19 protein-coding genes are annotated in these 21,359 nt (G+C 59.4%); 10 read left to right on the top strand and 9 right to left on the bottom strand.

Annotated features, from left to right (window positions below; genetic code table 11):
- Positions 1-8 precede the first annotated feature (8 nt).
- From CAF65_RS08485 to yaaA, 4 genes are all read right to left on the bottom strand, one after another.
- On the bottom strand, positions 9-1,178 hold the full coding sequence (locus tag CAF65_RS08485) for an alginate biosynthesis protein Alg44 (protein WP_085715886.1): 1,170 nt from the start codon (positions 1,176-1,178) through the stop codon (positions 9-11).
- A gap of 36 nt (positions 1,179-1,214) precedes the next feature.
- Positions 1,215-2,696 (bottom strand): mannuronan synthase, encoded by a 1,482-nt coding sequence (gene alg8 / locus CAF65_RS08480; protein ID WP_085715885.1) that lies wholly within the window; start codon positions 2,694-2,696, stop codon positions 1,215-1,217.
- Between the two features lie 95 nt (positions 2,697-2,791).
- Positions 2,792-4,108 carry a nucleotide sugar dehydrogenase gene (locus tag CAF65_RS08475; protein ID WP_085715884.1) on the bottom strand — a complete coding sequence of 439 codons (1,317 nt, stop codon included), beginning with the start codon at positions 4,106-4,108 and terminating at the stop codon, positions 2,792-2,794.
- An 811-nt stretch (positions 4,109-4,919) separates the two neighbouring features.
- Positions 4,920-5,699, bottom strand: a complete 780-nt coding sequence (yaaA, locus tag CAF65_RS08470; protein ID WP_085715883.1) for a peroxide stress protein YaaA — start codon at positions 5,697-5,699, stop codon at positions 4,920-4,922.
- Between the two features lie 171 nt (positions 5,700-5,870).
- On the opposite strand from yaaA, the gene CAF65_RS08465 reads away from it, so the two are divergent.
- From CAF65_RS08465 to CAF65_RS08440, 6 genes are all read left to right on the top strand, one after another.
- A complete protein-coding gene (locus tag CAF65_RS08465) occupies positions 5,871-6,995 on the top strand; it encodes a polysaccharide deacetylase family protein (RefSeq protein WP_085715882.1) in 1,125 nt (374 codons plus the stop codon).
- Positions 6,996-7,347: 352 nt separating this feature from the next.
- Positions 7,348-8,742: a PhoH family protein gene (locus CAF65_RS08460; RefSeq protein ID WP_085715881.1), complete on the top strand. Its 1,395-nt coding sequence runs from the start codon at positions 7,348-7,350 to the stop codon at positions 8,740-8,742.
- Positions 8,743-8,902: 160 nt separating this feature from the next.
- Entirely contained in the window at positions 8,903-9,376 is a 474-nt protein-coding gene (gene moaC / locus CAF65_RS08455; RefSeq protein WP_007972660.1) for a cyclic pyranopterin monophosphate synthase MoaC, read from the top strand.
- A complete protein-coding gene (gene moaD / locus CAF65_RS08450) occupies positions 9,373-9,615 on the top strand; it encodes a molybdopterin converting factor subunit 1 (protein WP_007989957.1) in 243 nt (80 codons plus the stop codon). The genes moaC and moaD overlap by 4 nt, the downstream gene beginning before the upstream one ends.
- Before the next feature lie 3 nt (positions 9,616-9,618).
- Complete coding sequence (gene moaE / locus CAF65_RS08445) at positions 9,619-10,071, top strand: molybdopterin synthase catalytic subunit MoaE (protein WP_007989960.1); 453 nt, start codon at positions 9,619-9,621, stop codon at positions 10,069-10,071.
- A gap of 278 nt (positions 10,072-10,349) precedes the next feature.
- Complete coding sequence (locus CAF65_RS08440) at positions 10,350-11,126, top strand: ABC transporter substrate-binding protein (protein ID WP_085715880.1); 777 nt, start codon at positions 10,350-10,352, stop codon at positions 11,124-11,126.
- 115 nt (positions 11,127-11,241) lie between these two features.
- On the opposite strand, the gene CAF65_RS08435 is transcribed toward CAF65_RS08440, so the two are convergent.
- The 5 genes from CAF65_RS08435 to CAF65_RS08415 form a co-directional block, all read right to left on the bottom strand.
- On the bottom strand, positions 11,242-11,883 hold the full coding sequence (locus CAF65_RS08435) for a transcriptional regulator (RefSeq protein ID WP_085715879.1): 642 nt from the start codon (positions 11,881-11,883) through the stop codon (positions 11,242-11,244).
- A gap of 90 nt (positions 11,884-11,973) precedes the next feature.
- The gene (locus CAF65_RS08430; RefSeq protein ID WP_085715878.1) at positions 11,974-13,107 is read right to left on the bottom strand and encodes an FAD-binding oxidoreductase; all 1,134 of its coding nucleotides are present in this window, start codon (positions 13,105-13,107) and stop codon (positions 11,974-11,976) included.
- Positions 13,108-13,195: 88 nt separating this feature from the next.
- The gene (locus tag CAF65_RS08425; RefSeq protein WP_085715877.1) at positions 13,196-14,140 is read right to left on the bottom strand and encodes an ornithine cyclodeaminase family protein; all 945 of its coding nucleotides are present in this window, start codon (positions 14,138-14,140) and stop codon (positions 13,196-13,198) included.
- 137 nt (positions 14,141-14,277) lie between these two features.
- Positions 14,278-15,768, bottom strand: a complete 1,491-nt coding sequence (gene rhlB / locus CAF65_RS08420; protein ID WP_085715876.1) for an ATP-dependent RNA helicase RhlB — start codon at positions 15,766-15,768, stop codon at positions 14,278-14,280.
- Between the two features lie 112 nt (positions 15,769-15,880).
- Entirely contained in the window at positions 15,881-16,537 is a 657-nt protein-coding gene (locus tag CAF65_RS08415; protein WP_085715875.1) for an alpha/beta hydrolase, read from the bottom strand.
- Positions 16,538-17,004: 467 nt separating this feature from the next.
- On the opposite strand from CAF65_RS08415, the gene CAF65_RS08410 reads away from it, so the two are divergent.
- The 4 genes from CAF65_RS08410 to CAF65_RS08395 all read left to right on the top strand — a co-directional run bounded on the left by CAF65_RS08410 (position 17,005) and on the right by CAF65_RS08395 (position 21,186).
- The gene (locus tag CAF65_RS08410; RefSeq protein WP_085715874.1) at positions 17,005-18,036 is read left to right on the top strand and encodes an amino acid ABC transporter substrate-binding protein; all 1,032 of its coding nucleotides are present in this window, start codon (positions 17,005-17,007) and stop codon (positions 18,034-18,036) included.
- A 65-nt stretch (positions 18,037-18,101) separates the two neighbouring features.
- Positions 18,102-19,283: an amino acid ABC transporter permease gene (locus CAF65_RS08405; protein WP_085715873.1), complete on the top strand. Its 1,182-nt coding sequence runs from the start codon at positions 18,102-18,104 to the stop codon at positions 19,281-19,283.
- Positions 19,284-19,293: 10 nt separating this feature from the next.
- Positions 19,294-20,391, top strand: a complete 1,098-nt coding sequence (locus CAF65_RS08400; RefSeq protein ID WP_085715872.1) for an amino acid ABC transporter permease — start codon at positions 19,294-19,296, stop codon at positions 20,389-20,391.
- 30 nt (positions 20,392-20,421) lie between these two features.
- On the top strand, positions 20,422-21,186 hold the full coding sequence (locus CAF65_RS08395) for an amino acid ABC transporter ATP-binding protein (protein WP_085715871.1): 765 nt from the start codon (positions 20,422-20,424) through the stop codon (positions 21,184-21,186).
- Positions 21,187-21,359 lie beyond the last annotated feature (173 nt).

Genomic DNA, 21,359 nt, shown 5'->3' with positions numbered 1-21,359 from the left:
TCCTCGACTTAAAGACCAACAGCCATGGCTTTGTCGATCAGCCAGTTCAGGTTCGGGCCGCGGTCGCTGTTCACTTCCACCGGGCGACCGGCGAGGGAGCTGTCCAGGGTTTCGTCCGGCTGGATCAGCACGCGGATGTCGGAGGACAGGTCGGCACTTTTCAGGCTGGTGCTGCTGACGATCTTGCCGGTGCGAGAGTGGTCTTCACCGGCGATCTGGAAGCGCACCGAAGTACCCGGGCGCACGTCGCTGAACTGGCGATAGGAGAAACGCGCTTCTACGTTGGCTTCGCTGTTGCGCGGCACCAGTTGGAAGATCACGTCACCCTTGCTGGCGTATTGGCCGTTGGCGACCATTTGCTGGGCTACGGTGCAGTCGCAAGGCGAGGTCAGCGTGCCGGTCATTTGTTTGCCGAACAGCTCTTCAACCTTGGCCGGTTGCAGTTGGTCTTCGTCCAGATGGCCCTTGAGCACGTCGAGCATGCTGGTGCTGAAGGTCGCCAGCGGTGCGCCTTTGGCGGCCACGCCGTCGGCTTTCACCAGGCTCTGCACGGTACCGTCGCGAGGCATGGTGATGTTCACGCCAGGCACGCTGACCAGGCCGGCCTGGGCGTGGCTGACGAAGTACATGCCGTACACCGATTTGAAAACAAAGCCGAAAGCTGCCAGGCCAACCACGAAGACCCCCAGGCTGAAGGTCACGGCTTTCATGCGTCCGAACGCGGTCATGCCATGGCCGCCGTCCTTGACCTTGCGCGCCTTGGTGAAGTTGTCGCGCTGCAGGGTCGCGAGCATTTCACCCACGCTGACGATGTCGCCGGCCAGGTGCGAAGTGATCAGGTGGCGCAGGGTCGAGATGTCCCGTGGTTCCAGGTTCTGGAACTGGCAGCCGGCGCGTCCGGTCTCGCGATCGAAGGAGCGGATCTGCAACTCGACGTCCATGGCCAGGCCGAGGTTGTCGATGACGAATTGCAGGCGGGCCTTGTACACGTCACCCATTTTCAGCGGCAATTGACCGGCGTTGAACGCCAGGCCACCGGCGGACAGGTCGATCACCCGGGCTTCGACCGGTGTCCGGTCAGGGCCGAAGAAACGCAACTTGGCCGGGATTTTCACTCGGGCGTGTTGGCGCTGGGCTTCGGATTCATGCACTACGTTGGCGTTGACGGCGGTATTCATAAAGGCGATTTCCTGGTTAATTCAATAAGGGGGCGGTCAGACCATCAACAGCAGCACGGCGACAAAGATGCTGCCGGCAGAGAAGGTCATGGTCCGAGACGACCAGGTGTTGAACCAACGTTGAAAGCTGGCGAGATCACGGGTCAGAGAAGTGGGCTGGCGAGTCCAGGATTGTTGGTCGAGGCGGAAGAACACGTAGATCTTCACCAGCGCGCCGACGATCTGGTTGTAATAGAGAATCGCCGGGTAGGCCGGGCCGATCCGGTGTCCGGAGCAGGACAGCAGCACGGTCAGGATCAGGCGGGTAATGCCGATCCACAGCAGGTACACCAGGATGAACGCGGTGCCGTACTTGAAGCTGGCGATCAGTGCCACGGTCAGGCCCAGCAGCGAGGTCCACATCGACACGCGCTGGTCGAACAGCACCACCGAAGTGAACACGCCGAGGCGTTTGATCCCCAGGCCCAGGGCACGGGAGTTCTGCCGCAGGTTGTTGCCGTACCAGCGGAACATCAGTTTGCGGCTGGCCTTGATGAAGCTCTTTTCCGGCGGGTGTTCAACGGTGTTGATCGCCGCGTCGGGCACGTAGAAGGTGTCGTAGCCCAGGCGCATCAGGCTGAACCAGCTCGACTTGTCATCGCCGGTAAGGAACTTGAAGCGACCCAGGCGCCAATGTTGCAGCGAGTCGCTTTCCACGTCGGCGATGAAGTCCGGGTTGGTGACCACGGTGGCGCGAAACACCGACATGCGGCCGGTCATGGTCAGCACGCGCTTGGACAGGGCCATCGAGCACATGTTGATGTGGCGCTGGGCGAAACGCAGCTTGTGCCATTCGCTCATGATGTAGCCGCCACGCACTTCGCAGAACTCGTTGGTGGTCAGGCCGCCGACATTGCCGAACAACTGGAACCATGGCACGGTCTTGCGCACCACGCCTTCGCCGAGCACGGTGTCGCCATCGATCACGGCCACCACGGCACGGTCGTCCGGCAGGTGACGGGAGATGGCGCGGAAACCGAAGGCCAGGCCATCGCGTTTGCCGGTGCCGGGAATGCGCACGAAGTCGAGCTTGACCCGGGACGGCGGGTTCATCCGGTTCCACAGGCTCTTCACCAGCAGCTCATCGGACATTTCCACGATGGAGCAGACCACAGTGGTCGGCAGGCCGCAGTCGATCGCTTCGCGGATCACCGAGCTGTAGACCTGCGCAGTGGTCAGGGCGTCGATGCGGAAACTGGTGACCATCAGAAACACGTGGGACGGGTCAGCCGCTTTGCCCAGCTTGCGCACTTTGCGCCGCAGGTACGGGTAGACGATGTACAGAAAAATCATGCCGCGCACAAAGTGGGTGGCACCCATCGAGTAGCGCCAGATACCCACGGCGCCAATCAGGAAAATGAAGTCCTTCGACTCGGAGTCGAACGTGGACACGGGCAACGCCATGGCGAGGCCCATCAGTAAACTCAGGTAGAACAGCCAACCGGCGGCCTGGAGTAGGCCGTGTTTTAGCCTGTGCATAATCGGAATCCTAAAGTCAGTTGCAAGCCCCAAGCTTCAAGCCCCAAGCGAGGAGCTTTGAACTTGCGGCTTGGAGCTTGAAGCTTGCGGCTGCTTTACCAGCAGATACCTTCGGCGCGGCCAGTGGTGCTGGTGGCCTTGGACATGAAACCGACCAGGTCGATCACTTGCTTGCCCTGTGGAACTTCCTGCACCAGCGCGCGGAATTTCTCGTCGCGGTTGCCGAGGATGATCACGTCGGAGTTGTTGATCACCGCGTCGAAGTCGGCGTTGAGCAAGGACGAGACGTGAGGGATCTTCGACTCGATGTAGTCCTTGTTGGCGCCGTGAACGCGGGCGTACTCGACGTTGCTGTCGTAGATGCTCAGGTCATAGCCCTTGCCGATCAGCATTTCCGCCAGGTCGACCAGCGGGCTTTCGCGCAGGTCGTCGGTGCCGGCCTTGAAGCTCAGGCCCAGCAGGGCGACTTTGCGTTTGTCGTGGCTGGAAACGATGTCGAAAGCGTTCTGCACCTGGGATTCGTTGCTGCGCATCAGCGAGTTGAGCAACGGGGCTTCCACGTCCAGGGAGCCGGCGCGGTAGGTCAGGGCACGCACGTCTTTGGGCAGGCACGAACCGCCGAAGGCGAAACCCGGGCGCATGTAGTACTGGGACAGGTTGAGGGTCTTGTCCTGGCAGACCACGTCCATCACTTCGCGGCCGTCGACGCCGACTGCCTTGGCGATGTTGCCGATTTCGTTGGCGAAGGTGACCTTGGTGGCGTGCCACACGTTGCAGGTGTACTTGATCATCTCGGCGACCGCGATGTCCTTGCGGATGATCGGGGCGTCGAGCTCTTCGTACAGCGATTGCAGAACGTCGCCGGACGCTTTGTCGAATTCGCCGATGACGGTCATTGGCGGCTGGTCGTAGTCGGCTATGGCGGTGCTTTCGCGCAGGAACTCAGGGTTCACGGCCACGCCGAAATCAACACCGGCCTTTTTGCCGGAGCAGTCTTCGAGGATCGGGATGACCACGTTGGCCACGGTACCCGGCAGCACGGTGCTGCGCACGACGATGGTGTGGCGGGTGGTCTTGTCACGCAGGACGAAACCGATTTCGCGGCACACTGCCTCGATGTAGTTCAGTTCCAGGTCGCCGTTCTTTTTGCTCGGCGTGCCCACGCAGATCATCGACAGGTCGGTGTCGCGAATCGCTTCGGCGAAGTTGGTGGTGCCACGCAGGCGACCGGTCTGGATGCCCTGGGCCAGAAGTTCGCCCAAGCCAGGTTCAACAATCGGCGATTTGCCGGCATTGATCATGTCGATCTTGTCTTTGGCCACATCGACGCCAACGACGTCATGACCCCGTGCAGACAGGCAACCGGCACATACTGCGCCGACGTAACCCAAACCGAAAATGCTGATGCGCATCGCAATTACCTCTGTATTGATCAAGCCATTAAATGGCCGGAGTTAATGGTGTTCAGCGGTGATAGTGCACTCGCAAGTGCGCCTTACAGGCACAATGATGCCGCGTGCTGGCATATAAGTTACGAGTGTCTAAATAAATGCACTCAAGGTGTGCGCAACTAGGCCTTGTTATTATGATTTGCCCTGTTATGCAGCCGATCCTCTTTTCAAAAGATCCAGATGCAAAGGTCTTGCACGCCTGATTTCAGGCCGAAAGCCCGTGGATCAAGCGGTCTGGTGCTCGGGTGAGCACGATTGTAGGGGCGCTGCCTTGGCCTTGTAGGGGATAGTCATATCGCGTTATCTCCTGTCCGCTTGCTGTTGTCCAAATCAGTGATTGGTCGGCATAAGTTATTATTACAACTTCGCTACACGAATCGCTTATCTGCGTAAGTTATCTCGTACAAGCTCGGCGAGAATCGTTACCGGTGGTATGAACGGCGCGTTTGGACATAGTTCCAGCCCGCTCATCGTGAAAACTGAAATTTTTTGAAATATTGAGAAAGATGGCACTGCTCTCATATTGATAGCACTTGCCGTTTCGCCCTTTATATATAGGCGGATAATTGGAGCGGATAGTTTTTTGCCACTACTGTTAAAAAAAGTCAGTGCCACTACGCAAAAAAATGATTGAAGTCGAGTGAAACTAAAGTTAAGAAATCGAGTGGTGTATTTTTGGCGCCATAAAAATGGCGAATATGGCGGGAAAGTCTGAAGTGAATCCAAGGTCGGCGCGCGAGGGTTGGGGGAAGTCGTGCGCCGACTGGATGCATCACTCTGGTGCGTGATCGCGCAGGAACACCAGATTGTCCGGTTTGGATTGTTCGGCGCTGTAGCGATAGCCTTGCACGTCGAACTGCTTGAGGGCGGCCGGATCGTTGATGCGTTCTTCGATGACGAAGCGGCTCATCATGCCGCGGGCCTTTTTCGCGTAGAAGCTGATGATCTTGTACTGACCGTTCTTCAGGTCCTTGAATTCGGTATTGATGATTCGCGCGTTCAAGGCGTTGCGTTTGACCGCCGAGAAGTACTCGTTGGACGCCAGGTTGAGCAGCACGTCATCGCCCTGATCGACCAGGGCTTCGTTCAGCCATTCGCTGATGCGTGTGCCCCAGAAAGCATACAAGTCCTTACCCCGGGCGTTGGCCAGTCTGGTACCCATTTCCAGGCGATAGGGTTGCATCAGGTCCAGCGGGCGCAGCAGTCCGTACAGGCCGGACAACATGCGCAAATGCTGTTGGGCATAGTCGAAATCGGCTTCGCTGAAGGTTTGCGCATCCAGGCCGGTGTACACGTCGCCTTTGAAGGCCAGCAGTGCCTGCTTGGCGTTTTCCGGGGTGAATGCGGGCGTCCAGCTGCCAAAACGCGCAGCGTTGAGCCCGCCGATCTTGTCGGAAACGTGCATCAATTCGCTGATCTGTGCCGGGGACAACTCGCGCAATTGCAGGATCAGCTCCTGGGAATGGTCGAGGTACTGCGGCTGGGTGAAGCGCTGGGTCGCCGGCGGTGTTTCATAGTCGAGGGTCTTGGCGGGTGAAATCACCATCAGCATGAAGTCGTCTCCTTTAATCGTGGCGGCGATTCTAGGGGGTTGCCGGCGTTGACTCCAGCTATCGCGTCCATAGGTGATGGCCGGTGGCTTTGCACCAAACCCTGTGGGAGTGCGGGAATACAGATCGGATCGGCTATAGTGCCGCGCGGGTTTGGTTATGGAGACATCCCATTGCGTATCGCTTTTCTCATCTCGATCTGGCTACTGAGCTTCGGCGCCATCGCCGCACCGGGCGATGTGGCGACGCTCGATCGCAGCACCTGGCCGGAAAAACTCGGCAACCCGACGCTATTCGATGTGGCGTCGAGGGCCGAGATCCTCATGTTTTCCAGTGTCCTGTTGGCCAGCGAGTCGCTGGAAGAACCCGCCCTGGCCCAGCGCCTGGGCCTGCGCAGGATCAATCTGGAGTCGGTCAACCGGGTTCGCCAGCGCATGTGGCAACGGCTGCTGACCAACTACAACTACGCCCAACAGAGTTGCGACCAGGATGCCTCTTTCTGTTTTCTGGTCGAAGACATGCCTACCCTGCGCGAGCAAGCTGCCAAGTTCCAGATCAGTGCAGACAGCTACTACATCAAGTGGGCCGAGCCGAGCCGTGTGTTCCACACCCAGTACCTGGACGAACAATTGCGCAAGGCTGCGCTGTTCCCGCAAACCAGCAGCGAAGTCGATCGTTTTGGCGACTATGAGCGCACCGGCGACGAGATGCATGACCGGCTGTTTCTGCTGACCTTCGACAGCGCCGCCAACGCCACACCGGACAATACGGCCTGGGTCACCGAGTACCTGCGCAAGTCAAACATGAGCGGGACGTTCTTCGTTCTCGGCAAGGACATCCAGGCCCGTTTGGCAGAGCATTCGGTGAGTAACCTGCAAGCGACCTATTCGACCCAGTGCATCGGCGTGCAAGGCTGGGAGTTCCGTTCCCACAGCCACTGGCAGGACTGGCAGGACTCGGTGCGCCGCAGCGCCGAATTGGTCAAGAGCAAGCTGCCGGAGAACTACGTGCCACTGTTCCGTCCGCCCGATGGTCAGCGCCGTTCCGATGCCGAAGGGTTCTTCAAGGCTCAGGGTTTGCAGGTAGCGCTATGGGACATCGACGCCCAGGACGGCGCCGGCAAACTCAAAGGCAACCAGAGTGCGCAACGGGTGCTGACCCTGATGTTGCTGTGGCGGCATGGGGTAATCAATTTCAATGCGAAGCAGGATGGCGTGAAAACGGCGTTGCCGTGGCTGGTCACGCAAACGGCACCGGTCGGGATCGGCTGGGAAGACTGTCAGGATGCGTTTCGCTGAAAGCGGCGAAAGCCAGTAAACATTGGGGATGGAGCGATTTTAAGCGGGATTTCACTGCAGGTTGATCTCCGACTGTAAACGGGTGATGGCAGTCCGCCAAGTGTTATTGGTCATTCTGAAAAATAAACTTCAAAAAAGCGTCAAAGTACTTTTTTCTGTCACACGTTTTGGAGTATTACGAAGACAGACCGCCGAAACCTGCAACACAGGTGGCGTCTCCCAAGACCCATGCTTGATGCAGTTCACTTGCGTCCTGCTTTTAGTAGGTAGTGCGGGGTGAAGTTCGGCGGCCCTTCGAGGCGCAGCACCGTCAAGGTATTGCGTCGACTGGCTCCCACAAAGGTGACCGAGTATGGATGATCACGGACGTAGCTCTTCTTCCAACCAGCCAATCCTTTATGTACTCGATACCAACGTATTGATTCACGATCCAAACGCGCTGCTCAACTTCGAAGAACACCACGTAGCGATCCCGATGACCGTGCTTGAAGAGCTCGACAAGCTCAAGAGCGGGCCTCACAGCGTTGCCGCAGAATGCCGCCAGGCCATCCGGCTGATCGACAAGACACTGGGCGATGCCTCACCCGAGGACGTCGAGCAGGGTGTGCCGATCCAGCGTGGCAAAAGCGGACCCAAGGGTTTGCTGTCAATTCTGATGAGCAGGAATGCCGAGCCGAACCTGATTCTGCCCGAGCACCTCAATGACAACAAAATCATCAACCAGCTGATCGACCTGCACGCGCGCGACCCGAAGAAGCCCGTGGTGCTGGTCACAAAAGACATCAACATGCGCCTCAAGGCGCGCGCCTGCGGGATCGAGGCCGAGGACTACAGCACCGACCAACTGGTCGACGACGTGTCCTTGCTGCCCAATGGCTACCACAACATGACCGGCTCTTTCTGGGACCGCGTAAGCAAGGTCGAAACCCGTCAGGACCACGGCCGCACCTGGCACCAGGTGCAGTTGATCGACAACCTTCCGGCGGTGCACATCAATGAGTTCATCATTGATGAGCAGGGCTTTGTCGGCTGGATCAAGGAGATTGAAGAAGACCGTTTGTTGATCCTCGACTTGCACCAGGAACCGCTGCTGCACCAGGAGGCCTGGGGCCTGAAGCCGCGTGATATCTATCAGAGCCTGGCGTTGTACGCCTTGCTCGATCCAGACATCCACCTGGTCAACCTGTCGGGTGCCGCAGGCTCGGGTAAAACCATCCTGGCGCTGGCCGCTGCGATTGAGCAGACCATGGTCAGCAAGCGCTATCGCCGCATCATCGCCACCCGTAGCGTGCAGGGTCTGGACCAGGAAATCGGCTTCCTGCCCGGCACCGAGGCGGAAAAAATGGAGCCTTGGCTGGGTGCCATCACCGACAACCTCGAAGCCTTGCACATGGATGACGAAAGCACCCATGGCAGCGTCGACTACATCCTCAGCAAAGTGCCGTTGCAGTTCAAATCCCTCAATTACATCCGGGGCCGCAGCTTCCAGCAGAGCCTGATCCTGATCGACGAATGCCAGAACCTCACGCCGCACCAGATGAAAACCATCATCACCCGTGCCGGCGCCGGTTCCAAAGTGGTGTGCCTGGGCAACCTGGCGCAGATCGATACCCCTTACCTGTCCGCGACCAGCTCCGGGCTGACCTACCTCACTGAACGCTTCAAGGACTTCCCGAACGGGGTGCACATCACCCTGCAAGGGGTGCCACGTTCGATCCTGGCCGAATACGCCGAATCGCATCTGTAACTGTCCACCGGAGCCGGGCGGCTTCACAGCCGCCCGGTTTTTTATGCACAACACAAATCCCTTGCAGGAGCGAGCAAGGGATGGTGGTGACCTGATAATCAAGCGTGCGAAAAATTGACCCGCAGGTTTACAATCGATGCTCCTGATCAGGAGTAATCCCGTGCTGACTCATCTCGATTCCCAAGGTCGCGCCAACATGGTCGACGTCACTGAAAAAGCCGTGACGTTCCGTGAGGCGACGGCCCAAGCGCTGGTGCGCATGCTGCCCGAGACCCTGCAGATGATCGTCAGTGGCGGTCACCCCAAGGGTGATGTGTTTGCCGTGGCGCGTATTGCCGGCATCCAGGCGGCGAAGAAAACCAGCGATCTGATTCCCCTGTGCCATCCGCTGATGCTGACCGGCGTCAAGGTCGAACTCAGTGCCGAAGGCGATGACTCGGTGCGTATCGTGGCGCGCTGCAAGCTGTCCGGGCAAACCGGTGTCGAAATGGAAGCCCTGACCGCTGCCAGCGTCGCCGCGCTGACCATCTACGACATGTGCAAGGCCGTGGACCGCGGCATGACCATCGAAAGTGTGCGTCTGCTGGAGAAGGTCGGCGGCAAGAGCGGACATTTCCAGGCGGAGCAGCCATGAACGTGACCGTTAAGTTTTTCGCTCGTTATCGTGAAGCGCTGGGGCTGGACTCGGTGAAGGTCCAAGGCGATTTCGCCACCGTCGACGATGTCCGGGCACTGCTGGCCCAGCGTGACGGTGCCGAGGTATTGAGCGAGCAAAACCTGATGTGCGCCCGCAACGAAGACCTCTGCCAGCTCGATGAGCCGGTGAGCGAGGGTGATGAAGTGGCGTTCTTTCCGACCGTGACCGGAGGCTGAGGCATGGCGATTCGCGTGCAGTCCACCGCGTTCGACCCGGGGGCCGAAGTCAACGCCATGCACGATGCCAATGTTGGCGTTGGCGCGGTGGTGAGTTTTGTCGGCTACGTGCGCGACTTCAATGACGGCCTCGACGTGGCCGGGATGTTCCTCGAACACTATCCAGGCATGACCGAAAAAGCCCTCGGCAAGATCGCCATCGAGGCCGAACAACGCTGGCCGTTGCTCAAGCTGGAAGTGCTGCACCGCATTGGCGCCCTGGAGCCGGGCGAGCCGATCGTCTTCGTTGGCGCCGCCAGTGCCCATCGTCAGGCGGCATTCGACGCCTGCGCCTTTGTCATGGATTACCTGAAAACCCGCGCACCGTTCTGGAAGAAAGAAAACACCAGCGATGGGCCGCGTTGGGTCGAGGGCCGTGACAGCGATCATGCGGCGGCGGATCGCTGGAAGCAGTAATTCCTGCGGCGTTTTCAATTAAGTCTTCGCCAGCAGGCTCGCTCCAACAGTTGAGCGCATTCCCCTGTGGGAGCGAGCCTGCTCGCGAAGGCGTCATCCGCAATAGCAAAAATCCTGCTGATTCATCTCCCGACCATCGGCCTGTGCGAGCTGCATTTGCCCGATTGACGGCCAATACATAAAAGTCCAAGATGGAATTATAAGTACAAAAAAGGTTCCACCCGTTTCAGCTTTTTCTTCTGTCTTGCCAAACCAACAACAACCCGCGAGAAACGAACATGAAGAAGTTCCCCCTCATCACCGGTCTGGCCCTGAGCCTGTTGGCGTGCAGTTCTGTGTTTGCCGCCGAGAAAACCCTGCGCATCGGCATTGAAGCAGCTTACCCTCCGTTCGCCTCGAAAACCGATAAAGGCGAAATCGTCGGTTTCGACTATGACATCGGCAATGCCCTGTGCGCGCAGATGAAGGTCAAGTGTGTGTGGGTCGAAGGCGAGTTCGACGGTCTGATTCCTTCCCTGAAGGTGAAGAAAATCGACATGGCGCTGTCGTCCATGACCATTAACGAAGACCGCAAGAAGTCGGTGGACTTCACCCACAAGTACTATTTCACCTCGTCGCGCCTTGTAATGAAGGATGGCGCGGTGGTGGATGACCAGTACGCCAGCCTCAAGGGCAAGACCGTCGGCGTGCAGCGCGCCACCACCACCGACCGTTACGCCACTGAGGTGTTCGAGCCCAAGGGCATCAACGTCAAGCGCTACAGCAACAACGAAGAAATCTACATGGACCTGGCGGCCGGTCGACTCGATGCGATTTTTGCCGACACCATTCCGCTCAATGACTTTCTGTCGATGCCGCGTGGCCAGGGTTATGCCTTTGTCGGGCCGGAGCTGAAAGATCCGAAATATGTGGGCGAGGGGGCCGGGATTGCCGTGCGCAAGGGCAATACCGAACTGGTCAGCGAGCTGAACACGGCCATTGATGGCATTCGTGCCAGTGGTGAGTACCAGAAGATTTCCGAGAAGTACTTCAAGTCTGATATCTACGGCGATTGATAAAACGCCTTCGCGAGCAGGCTCGCTCCCACAGGGGATTTGTGAACGCCGCAGATCAGATGTGGGAGCGAGCCTGCTCGCCAAGAGGCCGCCCAGTTAGTGCAAATCTCAGGGCCTAGCCCTTCAACTCCTTCAAATGCTTGTACACCGTCGCCCGGCCCATGTTCAGCACATTGGCCACGTAGTTCGATGAGCTTTTGCCCTTGAACGCGCCTTCGGCGTGCAACGCCAGCACCAGCTCACGCTTGTGGTCGCGGGTCAGCAGATTCAGGCTCAACTGGCGCTCTCGCAGCCAGGCGTGGAGGAAGGTGTTGATCCGCTCCTGCCAGTCGTCGCGGAACAGTGCGTCCGGTTGCGGGATCAGCTTGGTCGGCGACAGGAACAGATCCAGGGCGGCCTTGGCATTTTCGAACAGCGAAATATTCAGGTTGATACACAGCACGGCCAGCGGATGCCCCTCGCTGTCGCGCAGGACGGTGCTAAGGCTGCGAATCTTCTGTCCATCCCAATTGAGCTTTTCGTACGGCCCGATATTCCGTTCGCTGACATCGTCGCTGAGCATGTCTTCGAGCGCCGAGTCGTCGCCGATTTCCCGCTTGGACAGGTTGTTGGCGATGTAGTCGACCTTTTGCGTGCGCAGGTCGTGCAGCACCACTTCGGCGTGGGGGAAAAACAACGTGGCGATAGCGTCGGCGATCGCGTGGAAGTTATCCAGGGACGTGTCGTCCAGGGCCGAGTCTTTTTCGGGGGCGTTCATTTGATGGAGCTCCAGGCAGCGTCAACGCCCCATCAAAGGGGCGCTGAAAGTGTGCCGTAATCGTGTGGGTACGTCACCTGAGGATGAGGATCAGGATCGGTCGAGGCGGGCAGGGGAGAGCATTTCGGCGCTCAGGCCGAAACGGCCGAGCGACTCGGGCAGCGCCGCACCGCGCACCAGTGCCGCGCTGGCCTGGCCCATGGCTGGCGACGTCTGGATGCCATAGCCACCTTGCGCCGCGACCCAGAACAGCCCCGGCACCTGTGGATCGAAGCCGGACAACAAATCGCCGTCGCTGACGAAGCTGCGCAGGCCGGCCCAGGTACGGGTCGGGCGGCGAATGGTCAGGGTCGTGGCCTCTTCGATCTGGTAGATGCCCATGGCAATGTCCAGCTCTTCGGGTTGCACATCGTGGGGTTCGACCGGGTCGGCGTTGGCCGGCGAGCCGAGAAACATCCCGGCGTCGGGTTTCATGTAGAAGGATTCGTCGAGGCTGACCAGCATCGGCCAATGATGGATGTCCACGCCTTCCGGACCGGCGAAGATGAACGCGGCACGGCGTTTCGGTTGCAGGCCCAGCGGTTGCGCACCGGCCAGTTCGCCGATCTTGTCGGCCCAGGCGCCGGCGGCGTTGATGATGATCGGGGCGCTGAAGGTCCGGGTGCCGGTCTGGACGTGCCATACACCTTGGCCGTCGCGGCTCAGGCTGATGACTTCGCTGTCGGTATGCACTTCGCCCTGGTTGCGACGAATGCCGCGCAAATAACCCTGATGCAGGGCATCGGTGTCGATGTCACTGGCGGTCGGGTCGTAGATGGCGCCGTGGACCTTTTCCCGGCGCAGGATCGGCACCAACGCGCAAGCCTCGTCGACGCCGAGCAATTGCATCTCCGGCACCGTGGTTTTTGCGCTCTGGTACTGCCGGTTCAATTCGTCCGGATCACCGGTGAAGTCCACGGTCATTTCGCCGCGCGGGGTCAGCAGCGGATGTTCGCAGAAACCGCTGGGCGGGTTGTCGAAAAAGTCCCGGCTGGCCAGGGTCAGCGCCCGCACTTGTGAGGTGCCATAGGCGGCGGTGTACAGCGCAGCCGACCGGCCGGTGGAGTGATAGGCCGGATGGGATTCGCGTTCGAGCACGATCACACGGTTGTGCTGCGACAGCCAGAAACCCGTGGAAGCACCGGCAATCCCGCCGCCGATGATGATGAAATCTGCCTGGCTCATGAACGTCTCCTGTTGGGGCGTAAATGCCAATGATGTAGAGATTTCCTGTGGGAGCGAGCCTGCTCGCTCCCACAGGTGAGTGGTGGTGTCAGCGGGACAGGCGATAGATCGCATTAGCCAGCGCAATGTCTTCCAGGCCCAGGCCGATGGAGCGGAAAAACACATGGCGATCGTAGTCGGGACGCGGGACTTTTCCACTGAGCAGGTCAGGCAAGTCGCCGGCAATCGTGCTCCTGTCCCAGCCGTGCTGTTCGGCGGCGATCAGCATTTCACCAGCCGAGCCCGGGGTGGTCAGGCGATAGTCGCAAAACACCTGCATGTCGTTGAGGCTCTGCGGCGGCACTTCGTGAGCACGTGGCGCGTTGGTGCTGATGGAAGTGATCAGCGCCGGTTTGCGCAAGCTCGACGGATCGATCACCGGACCGGCGGACGAGGTGCAGAGCATGATCACGTCGGCGTCCTGGATGACAGCTTCGCGACTGTCGACGATGTTCAGGCGTGGCTCGATGTTTTTCAGCAGGCTCACGGTTTCGGCATCTTCGTTCAGGCTCGGCGAGTACAGGCTGATGCTCTGCCAGTCGCGCAGGCCTTTCACGTAATGCAGGTGCGCCTGTGCCACTTTGCCGCTGCCGATGATGGCCAGGCGATTGGCTGTGAGCGGCGCGAGGGCATCGACCGCCACAGCGGTGGTTGCGGCGGTGCGGGCCGTGGTCAGTTCTCCGGCATCGCACAGCAACAGCGGCTGCCCGGTTTGCATCGACATGAGCAGAGTCCACGCTGTCACCAATGGCCCCTGTTCACGGACGATGTACGGCGAAGTCTTGATTCCGTACACGCCGTCTTCGGCCAGCACGCCCAGGTAATTGATGAAGTCGCCGGCGCCCCGCGGGAACTCCACCAGTTGCTGCGCCGGTTGCACCGCTTGCCCGGCGGCCAGGTCGCGGAACAGCTTGCGCAGGATCTGCGGCACATCGACTCGCGCCAGATACTCGCGGGCCAGGGCTTGGGTGATCACTTGGGGTGTGCTGGGCATGGTTGGCTCCGGAGCTGGAAGTAAACTAATTTGTCTATTATGGACTTTTAGTTGTCGCTAGCAAGCTCCTGTTGAAAAAAGCCGGGCGAAAAAAAAGCGCAGTCCGTTGTCGGCTGCGCTTCTCTTGATCGCGTCGCTTAATGCGGACGCTTGCGCTCAACCGCCCGCAACAGATGCGTCGGAGGCGTTTCACAGCTGATCTTGCGCCCCAGCTTTTCCTCGATGGACGGTAGCTGGTAGGAGTCGTCTTCACCGGCAAAGCTGATGGACACGCCGTCGGCGCCGGCACGCCCGGTACGGCCGATGCGGTGCACGTAGTCGTCCGGCACTTCGGGCAGGGTGAAGTTGATCACGTGGCTGATGCCGTCGATGTGGATGCCGCGACCGGCCACGTCGGTGGCGACCAGCACGCGGATCTTGCCTTCGCGGAAACCTTCCAGGGTCTTGATGCGCTTGTGCTGCGGCACGTCGCCGGACAGTTGCGCGGCGTTGATGCCGTCGCGCACCAGGCGTTCTTCGATGCGCCGCACTTCATCCTTGCGGTTGGCGAAGACGATGACCCGCTCCCAACCGTTGTCGTTGACCAGGTTGTAGAGCAGTTTGTATTTGTCGGCAGCGGCCACCGCGTAGATGTGCTGCTCGACGTTTTCGTTGGCCACGTTGGTGACTTCGATTTCGACGATGGCAGGGTCGGTGGTCCATTGCCTGGCCAGGTTCATCACGTCTTCGGTGAAGGTCGCGGAGAACAGCAGCGTCTGACGCTCGGACTTCGGTGGCGTCTGGCGAATGATCTGGCGCACTTGCGGGATGAAGCCCATGTCGAGCATGCGGTCGGCTTCGTCCAGCACCATCACTTCGACCATGTCCAGATGCACGTCGCCGCGCTGGTTGAAGTCCAGCAGGCGGCCCGGCGTGGCCACGAGGATGTCGCAGTGGCGGGCTTCGAGGTGCTTGAGCTGCTTGTCGAAGTCCATGCCGCCGACGAACGTCATGACGTTGAGGCCGGTGTACTTGGTCAGGTCGGCGGCGTCCTTGGCGATCTGCACCACCAGTTCGCGGGTCGGCGCGATGATCAGCGCCCGTGGCTCACCCATGTAGCGCTCTTTCGGCGGCGGGGTCTGCAGCAACTGGGTGATGATCGAGATCAGGAACGCAGCGGTTTTGCCGGTACCGGTCTGGGCGCGGCCGATGGCGTCTTTGCCCGCGAGAGTAAAGCCCAGCACCTGTGCCTGGATCGGCGTGCAATACGGGAAGCCCAGGTCATGGATGGCGTGCATCAGTTCAGGGGCGAGTTTGAAATCGTGGAAGCGGGTTTTGCCTTCCTGGGGTTCGACGACGAAGTCTTCGAGTTTCCATGGGATGACCGGAGCTTTTGGCTTGGGTTCGCGGCGCGGCTTGGCGGGTTTCGGCGTGTCGCTGCGCGGCTGTTCCGGGGCTGTAATCGCCGCAGGCTGGGCGGCTTTTGCGGTCTTCGGCTCGTGCTTGGGTGCCGTCGTGGTGACGGCCCGTTCGGACTGATTGCCGTCGGTGCGGTGGCCGGGAGCGTGAGACGGAGCACTGGGGGCTGGCGCGAGTTGCTCAGTCTCGCTTTTACCGAACATTTTCTTGAGTGCTTTGAGCACGGTCATCTCATCAATTGGTTAAGGAATGTACGCCGGGCAGTGTAATGCAAGAATCGGGCGCGGCGTAGGGGGATGGATCAAAGGGCGCCCTTTAAACAAAAAGAGCAACACAAAACGTTTAACGCAAGCGCTCGGCGAGCCAGGTGCCGATGTCGCGAATTTCTTCGGGTAACACTTCGTGAGCCATTGGGTACTCCTGCCATGTCACGGTGACACCATGCTGCTTCAGATACTCGTAAGCGGTACGTCCCATCGAATTTTGCACCACGTCATCGTATTGGCCATGCAGCGATAGCACCGGGATGCGTTGCTGGCTCGCGGACAATTCCAGTTCGTCGCTGAAGGTGGGTGCATAAGTAGAGAGGGCAACTACGCCACCCAGTGGTCCCTGCCATTTCAGAAAAGCGGTGTGTAACACCACGGCACCGCCCTGGGAAAAACCGGCCAGGAAAATTCGCGAGGCGTCTATTCCGCTGGCTCGCTGCGCTTCAACCAATTCGATGATCCAGTTGGCCGACTCCTCGAGTTGTTCGCGATTGATCGCGCGCGCCGGGCTCATGGCCAATATGTCGTACCAGCTCGGCATTTCGTAACCGCCATTGATGGTCACGGCGCGGTTCGGTGCCTGGGGCAAAACGAAGCGCGTGCTCAGCAGGCTTTCCTGTAGCGCTTCGGCCACCGGCAGGAAGTCATAGCGGTCGGCGCCCAGGCCATGCAGCCAGATGACGCAGGCGTCTGCGGTCTTGACGGGTTCTAGAATCAAGGGGTTGGTCATGGCTGCTCCAAAAATGTGCGCGCGCTCTCATTGAGTGCGAGGGGGGAGTGCGCGTCTGGTTGATCAGTTACGAAGATGTCGCAAGGTTACAAGTTTTGCTATTGACCTGCAGCTGAACCGCTTCCGCGGGCAGTGTGGTACGGGCTTTGCTATGGGGAAACCGTGCAACACATCTCGCGCCCGGCGGTAACACTATCAGTGTACTGCCGACTGTGGGATAGCAATGAATCCGGTGATGGATGTTCGCCAATGGCCGCTACGGGGCTTCGCGAACGTGAAAGGGCTACAGCCCGTTCGGCCGACTGGTGAGAGTGAGTTTTCCATGATGTGGATTTTCTCCTACTAGACTCATAGCTGACGTCTTACGTCGGTTGACCCCAAAACAAGCCAACACGGGTCGACTACGCCTCAAAAGGGTGCGACTGGACTCACGCTCCGACACAACAAGAGCAAAACTGGAGGTTTGAATGAAGATGTTGAAATCCACCCTGGCTATCGTGACTGCAGCCGCAGTACTCGGTGTCAGCGGGTTTGCCCAGGCGGGCGCAACCCTGGATGCAGTGATGAAGAAAGGCTTCGTGCAGTGTGGCGTCAGCGATGGTCTGCCAGGCTTCTCGGTTCCTGATTCCACCGGCAAGATCGTTGGTATCGATGCTGACTACTGCCGCGCAGTAGCGGCTGCTGTCTTCGGCGACGCGACCAAGGTCAAGTTCAGCCAGTTGAATGCCAAGGAGCGCTTCACCGCGCTGCAATCCGGCGAAATCGACATCCTGTCGCGCAACACCACCATGACCAGCTCCCGTGACGCGGGCATGGGCCTGAAGTTTCCAGGCTTCATCACCTACTACGACGGCATCGGCTTCCTGGTAAATAACAAGCTGGGCGTGAAAAGCGCTAAAGAACTGGACGGTGCAACCATCTGCATCCAGGCCGGTACCACTACCGAGCTGAACGTTTCCGACTACTTCCGCGGCAACGGCCTGAAGTACACCCCGATCACCTTCGACACCTCCGACGAAAGCGCCAAGTCGCTGGAATCCGGTCGTTGCGACGTTCTGACTTCCGACAAGTCCCAACTGTTCGCCCAGCGCAGCAAGCTGGCTTCGCCGAAGGACTACGTAGTTCTGCCGGAAACCATTTCCAAGGAACCTCTGGGCCCGGTCGTGCGTAATGGCGACGACGAGTGGCTGGCCATCGTGCGCTGGACTGGCTACGCCATGCTCAACGCTGAAGAAGCCGGCATCACTTCGAAGAACGTCGAAGCCGAAGCCAAGGCCACCAAGAACCCTGACGTTGCGCGTCTGCTGGGTACCGACGGTGAATACGGCAAAGACCTGAAAGTGAAGAAAGACTGGGTCGTGCAGATCATCAAGCAAGTGGGTAACTACGGCGAAGTGTTCGAGAAAAACCTCGGCAAGAGCACTCCGCTGGAAATCGACCGCGGGCTGAACGCTCTGTGGAACGCTGGCGGCATTCAATACGCACCACCAGTGCGCTGATGGTTCTATCACCCGGTGGGCCAACCACCGGGTGATGTTCTGTTCCATTATTTCCGGGGCACTTCATGCAAAATTCAATCGGCGCACCAAAGCAGAGGCTCAGCCTCAGCGATCCACGCGTGCGTGCTTGGGTATTCCAGATCATCACGATTATCGCGGTGGTCTCGCTGGGCTGGTATCTGTTCGATAACACCCAGACCAACCTGCAACACCGGGGCATTACCTCCGGTTTCGACTTTCTGGAGCGCAGTGCCGGTTTCGGCATCGCTCAGCACCTGATCGACTACACCGAAGCGGACACTTACGCCCGGGTGTTTGTCATCGGCCTGCTCAACACCTTGCTGGTGACCTTCATCGGCGTGATCCTGGCGACGATCCTCGGCTTCATCATCGGTGTGGCGCGGCTGTCGAAGAACTGGATCATCGCCAAGCTGGCGACGGTGTACGTGGAAGTCTTTCGCAACATTCCGCCATTGCTGCAGATCCTGTTCTGGTACTTCGCGGTGTTCCTGACCATGCCGGGGCCGCGCAACAGCCATAACTTCGGCGATACCTTCTTCGTCAGCGCCCGCGGCCTGAACATGCCCGCCGCGCTGCTGGCGGATGGTTTCTGGCCGTTCGTAGCCAGTATCGTGGTGGCCATCGTCGCCATTGTGCTGATGAGCCGCTGGGCCACCAAACGCTTCGAAGAGACGGGTGTACCGTTCCACAAGTTCTGGGCTGGCCTGGCGCTGTTCCTGGTGATCCCGGCCTTGTGCGCACTGATCTTCGGCGCACCCCTGCATTGGGAAATGCCAAAGCTGCAAGGCTTCAACTTCGTCGGCGGCTGGGTGCTGATCCCGGAACTGCTGGCGCTGACGCTGGCCCTCACCGTGTACACCGCAGCGTTCATCGCCGAGATCGTGCGTTCGGGCATCAAGTCGGTCAGCCATGGCCAGACCGAGGCGGCGCATTCCCTCGGCCTGCGCAACGGTCCGACCCTGCGCAAGGTGATCATCCCGCAGGCCCTGCGCGTGATCATTCCACCGCTGACCAGCCAATACCTGAACCTGGCGAAGAACTCCTCGCTGGCGGCCGGTATCGGTTATCCGGAAATGGTCTCGCTGTTCGCCGGCACCGTGCTCAACCAGACCGGCCAGGCGATCGAGGTGATTGCCATCACCATGAGCGTGTACCTGGCGATCAGTATCAGCATTTCCCTGCTGATGAACTGGTACAACAAGCGCATTGCGCTGATCGAGCGGTAAGGAAAAGCGCATGAGTACTCATACTTTCAAACCTGACATGCCACCTCCTCACAGCAGCATCGGTGTGGTGGCGTGGATGCGCGCGAACATGTTCTCCAGCTGGCTCAACACCCTGCTGACCCTGTTTGCGTTCTACCTCATCTACCTGGTGGTGCCGCCGATCCTGCACTGGGCCATCCTCGACGCCAACTGGGTGGGCACGACCCGCGCCGACTGCACCAAGGAGGGCGCCTGCTGGGTGTTCATCCAGCAGCGTTTCGGCCAGTTCATGTACGGCTATTACCCGCCGGAACTGCGCTGGCGTGTGGACCTGACGGTGTGGTTGGCGATTGTCGGTGTGGCGCCGTTGTTCATTTCGCGCTTTCACCATAAAGCGGTGTACGGGCTGGGCTTCCTGGTGCTGTACCCGATTTTTGCCTACTTCCTGTTGCATGGCGGCATCTTCGGCCTGACCAACGTCGCGACCAGCCAATGGGGCGGCCTGATGCTGACCCTGGTGATCGCCACCGTCGGCATCGCCGGTGCGCTGCCGCTGGGGATTGTCCTGGCCCTGGGGCGCCGTTCGAACCTGCCGGCGATTCGCGTGGTCTGCGTGACCTTCATCGAGTTCTGGCGCGGCGTGCCGTTGATCACGGTGCTGTTCATGTCCTCGGTGATGCTGCCGCTGTTCCTGCCTGAAGGCATGAACTTCGACAAGCTGCTGCGGGCCTTGATCGGCGTGATTCTGTTCCAGTCGGCCTATGTGGCCGAGGTGGTGCGCGGTGGTCTGCAAGCGATTCCCAAAGGTCAGTACGAAGCGGCTGCCGCGATGGGCCTGGGCTACTGGCGCAGCATGGGCCTGGTGATTCTGCCTCAAGCCCTGAAGCTGGTGATCCCCGGCATCGTCAACACCTTCATCGCGCTGTTCAAGGACACCAGTCTTGTGATCATCATCGGCCTGTTCGACCTGCTCAACAGCGTCAAGCAAGCCGCTGCCGACCCGAAATGGCTGGGCATGGCCACCGAAGGTTATGTGTTCGCCGCCCTGGTGTTCTGGATTTTCTGTTTTGGTATGTCGCGCTATTCCATGCATCTGGAACGCAAGCTCGACACTGGCCACAAGCGCTGAAGCGCCGTACCTAATTTAGGAAGTTCTTTTATGAGCGAAGCAATCAAACAACCTGCGGGCCCTGAAGGCATTATTCAGATGCAGGGCGTGAACAAGTGGTACGGCCAGTTCCACGTGTTGAAAGACATCAACCTGAACGTCAGGCAGGGTGAGCGTATCGTCCTGTGCGGCCCATCAGGTTCGGGCAAATCCACCACCATCCGTTGCCTCAACCGTCTGGAAGAGCACCAGCAGGGTCGCATCGTGGTCGATGGCACGGAACTGACCAACGACCTCAAGCAGATCGAAGCGATCCGTCGCGAAGTCGGCATGGTGTTCCAGCACTTCAACCTGTTCCCGCACCTGACCATTTTGCAGAACTGCACCCTGGCGCCGATGTGGGTGCGCAAGATGCCCAAGCGCAAGGCCGAGGAAATTGCCATGCACTACCTGGAACGCGTACGCATTCCGGAGCAGGCGCATAAATACCCGGGGCAACTGTCCGGCGGTCAGCAACAACGTGTGGCGATCGCCCGCGCGCTGTGCATGAAGCCGAAAATCATGCTGTTCGACGAGCCGACCTCGGCACTCGACCCGGAGATGGTGAAGGAAGTGCTCGACACCATGATCGGCCTGGCCGAAGACGGCATGACCATGCTCTGCGTAACCCACGAAATGGGCTTCGCCCGCACCGTGGCCAACCGCGTGATCTTCATGGACAAGGGCGAAATCGTCGAACAGGCCGCGCCGAACGACTTCTTCGATAACCCGCAGAATGATCGCACCAAGCTGTTCCTGAGTCAGATCCTGCATTGATCGAATCCAGGCTCTGAAATAAACCCGGACATGTTCCGGGTTTATTTTTGCCTGTAGGAGCGAGCTCGCTCCGGGCGGCGTTCCGTCGATGGACTTGAGAGCACCGCAGGGTACCTGCCAACCAACGTTATCGTTGACGACCATCGCGAGCATGCTCGCTCCTACAGGGATCA

This window comes from Pseudomonas sp. B28(2017) (assembly GCF_002113025.1).
GTDB lineage: Bacteria > Pseudomonadota > Gammaproteobacteria > Pseudomonadales > Pseudomonadaceae > Aquipseudomonas.
Note: the sequence above shows the minus strand (reverse complement) of the source record. Positions and strands in the feature narration are given on the sequence as shown.

Excerpts from the sequence above, each read along its gene's own strand:
- CAF65_RS08485 (WP_085715886.1), bottom strand. The coding sequence starts at position 1,178 with ATGAATACCGCCGTCAACGCCAACGTAGTGCATGAATCCGAAGCCCAG.
- alg8 (WP_085715885.1), bottom strand. The coding sequence starts at position 2,696 with ATGCACAGGCTAAAACACGGCCTACTCCAGGCCGCCGGTTGGCTGTTC.
- CAF65_RS08475 (WP_085715884.1), bottom strand. The coding sequence starts at position 4,108 with ATGCGCATCAGCATTTTCGGTTTGGGTTACGTCGGCGCAGTATGTGCC.
- yaaA (WP_085715883.1), bottom strand. The coding sequence starts at position 5,699 with ATGCTGATGGTGATTTCACCCGCCAAGACCCTCGACTATGAAACACCG.
- CAF65_RS08460 (WP_085715881.1), top strand. The coding sequence starts at position 7,348 with ATGGATGATCACGGACGTAGCTCTTCTTCCAACCAGCCAATCCTTTAT.
- moaD (WP_007989957.1), top strand. The coding sequence starts at position 9,373 with ATGAACGTGACCGTTAAGTTTTTCGCTCGTTATCGTGAAGCGCTGGGG.
- moaE (WP_007989960.1), top strand. The coding sequence starts at position 9,619 with ATGGCGATTCGCGTGCAGTCCACCGCGTTCGACCCGGGGGCCGAAGTC.
- CAF65_RS08440 (WP_085715880.1), top strand. The coding sequence starts at position 10,350 with ATGAAGAAGTTCCCCCTCATCACCGGTCTGGCCCTGAGCCTGTTGGCG.
- CAF65_RS08435 (WP_085715879.1), bottom strand. The coding sequence starts at position 11,883 with ATGAACGCCCCCGAAAAAGACTCGGCCCTGGACGACACGTCCCTGGAT.
- CAF65_RS08430 (WP_085715878.1), bottom strand. The coding sequence starts at position 13,107 with ATGAGCCAGGCAGATTTCATCATCATCGGCGGCGGGATTGCCGGTGCT.
- CAF65_RS08425 (WP_085715877.1), bottom strand. The coding sequence starts at position 14,140 with ATGCCCAGCACACCCCAAGTGATCACCCAAGCCCTGGCCCGCGAGTAT.
- rhlB (WP_085715876.1), bottom strand. The coding sequence starts at position 15,768 with ATGACCGTGCTCAAAGCACTCAAGAAAATGTTCGGTAAAAGCGAGACT.
- CAF65_RS08415 (WP_085715875.1), bottom strand. The coding sequence starts at position 16,537 with ATGACCAACCCCTTGATTCTAGAACCCGTCAAGACCGCAGACGCCTGC.
- CAF65_RS08410 (WP_085715874.1), top strand. The coding sequence starts at position 17,005 with ATGAAGATGTTGAAATCCACCCTGGCTATCGTGACTGCAGCCGCAGTA.
- CAF65_RS08405 (WP_085715873.1), top strand. The coding sequence starts at position 18,102 with ATGCAAAATTCAATCGGCGCACCAAAGCAGAGGCTCAGCCTCAGCGAT.
- CAF65_RS08400 (WP_085715872.1), top strand. The coding sequence starts at position 19,294 with ATGAGTACTCATACTTTCAAACCTGACATGCCACCTCCTCACAGCAGC.
- CAF65_RS08395 (WP_085715871.1), top strand. The coding sequence starts at position 20,422 with ATGAGCGAAGCAATCAAACAACCTGCGGGCCCTGAAGGCATTATTCAG.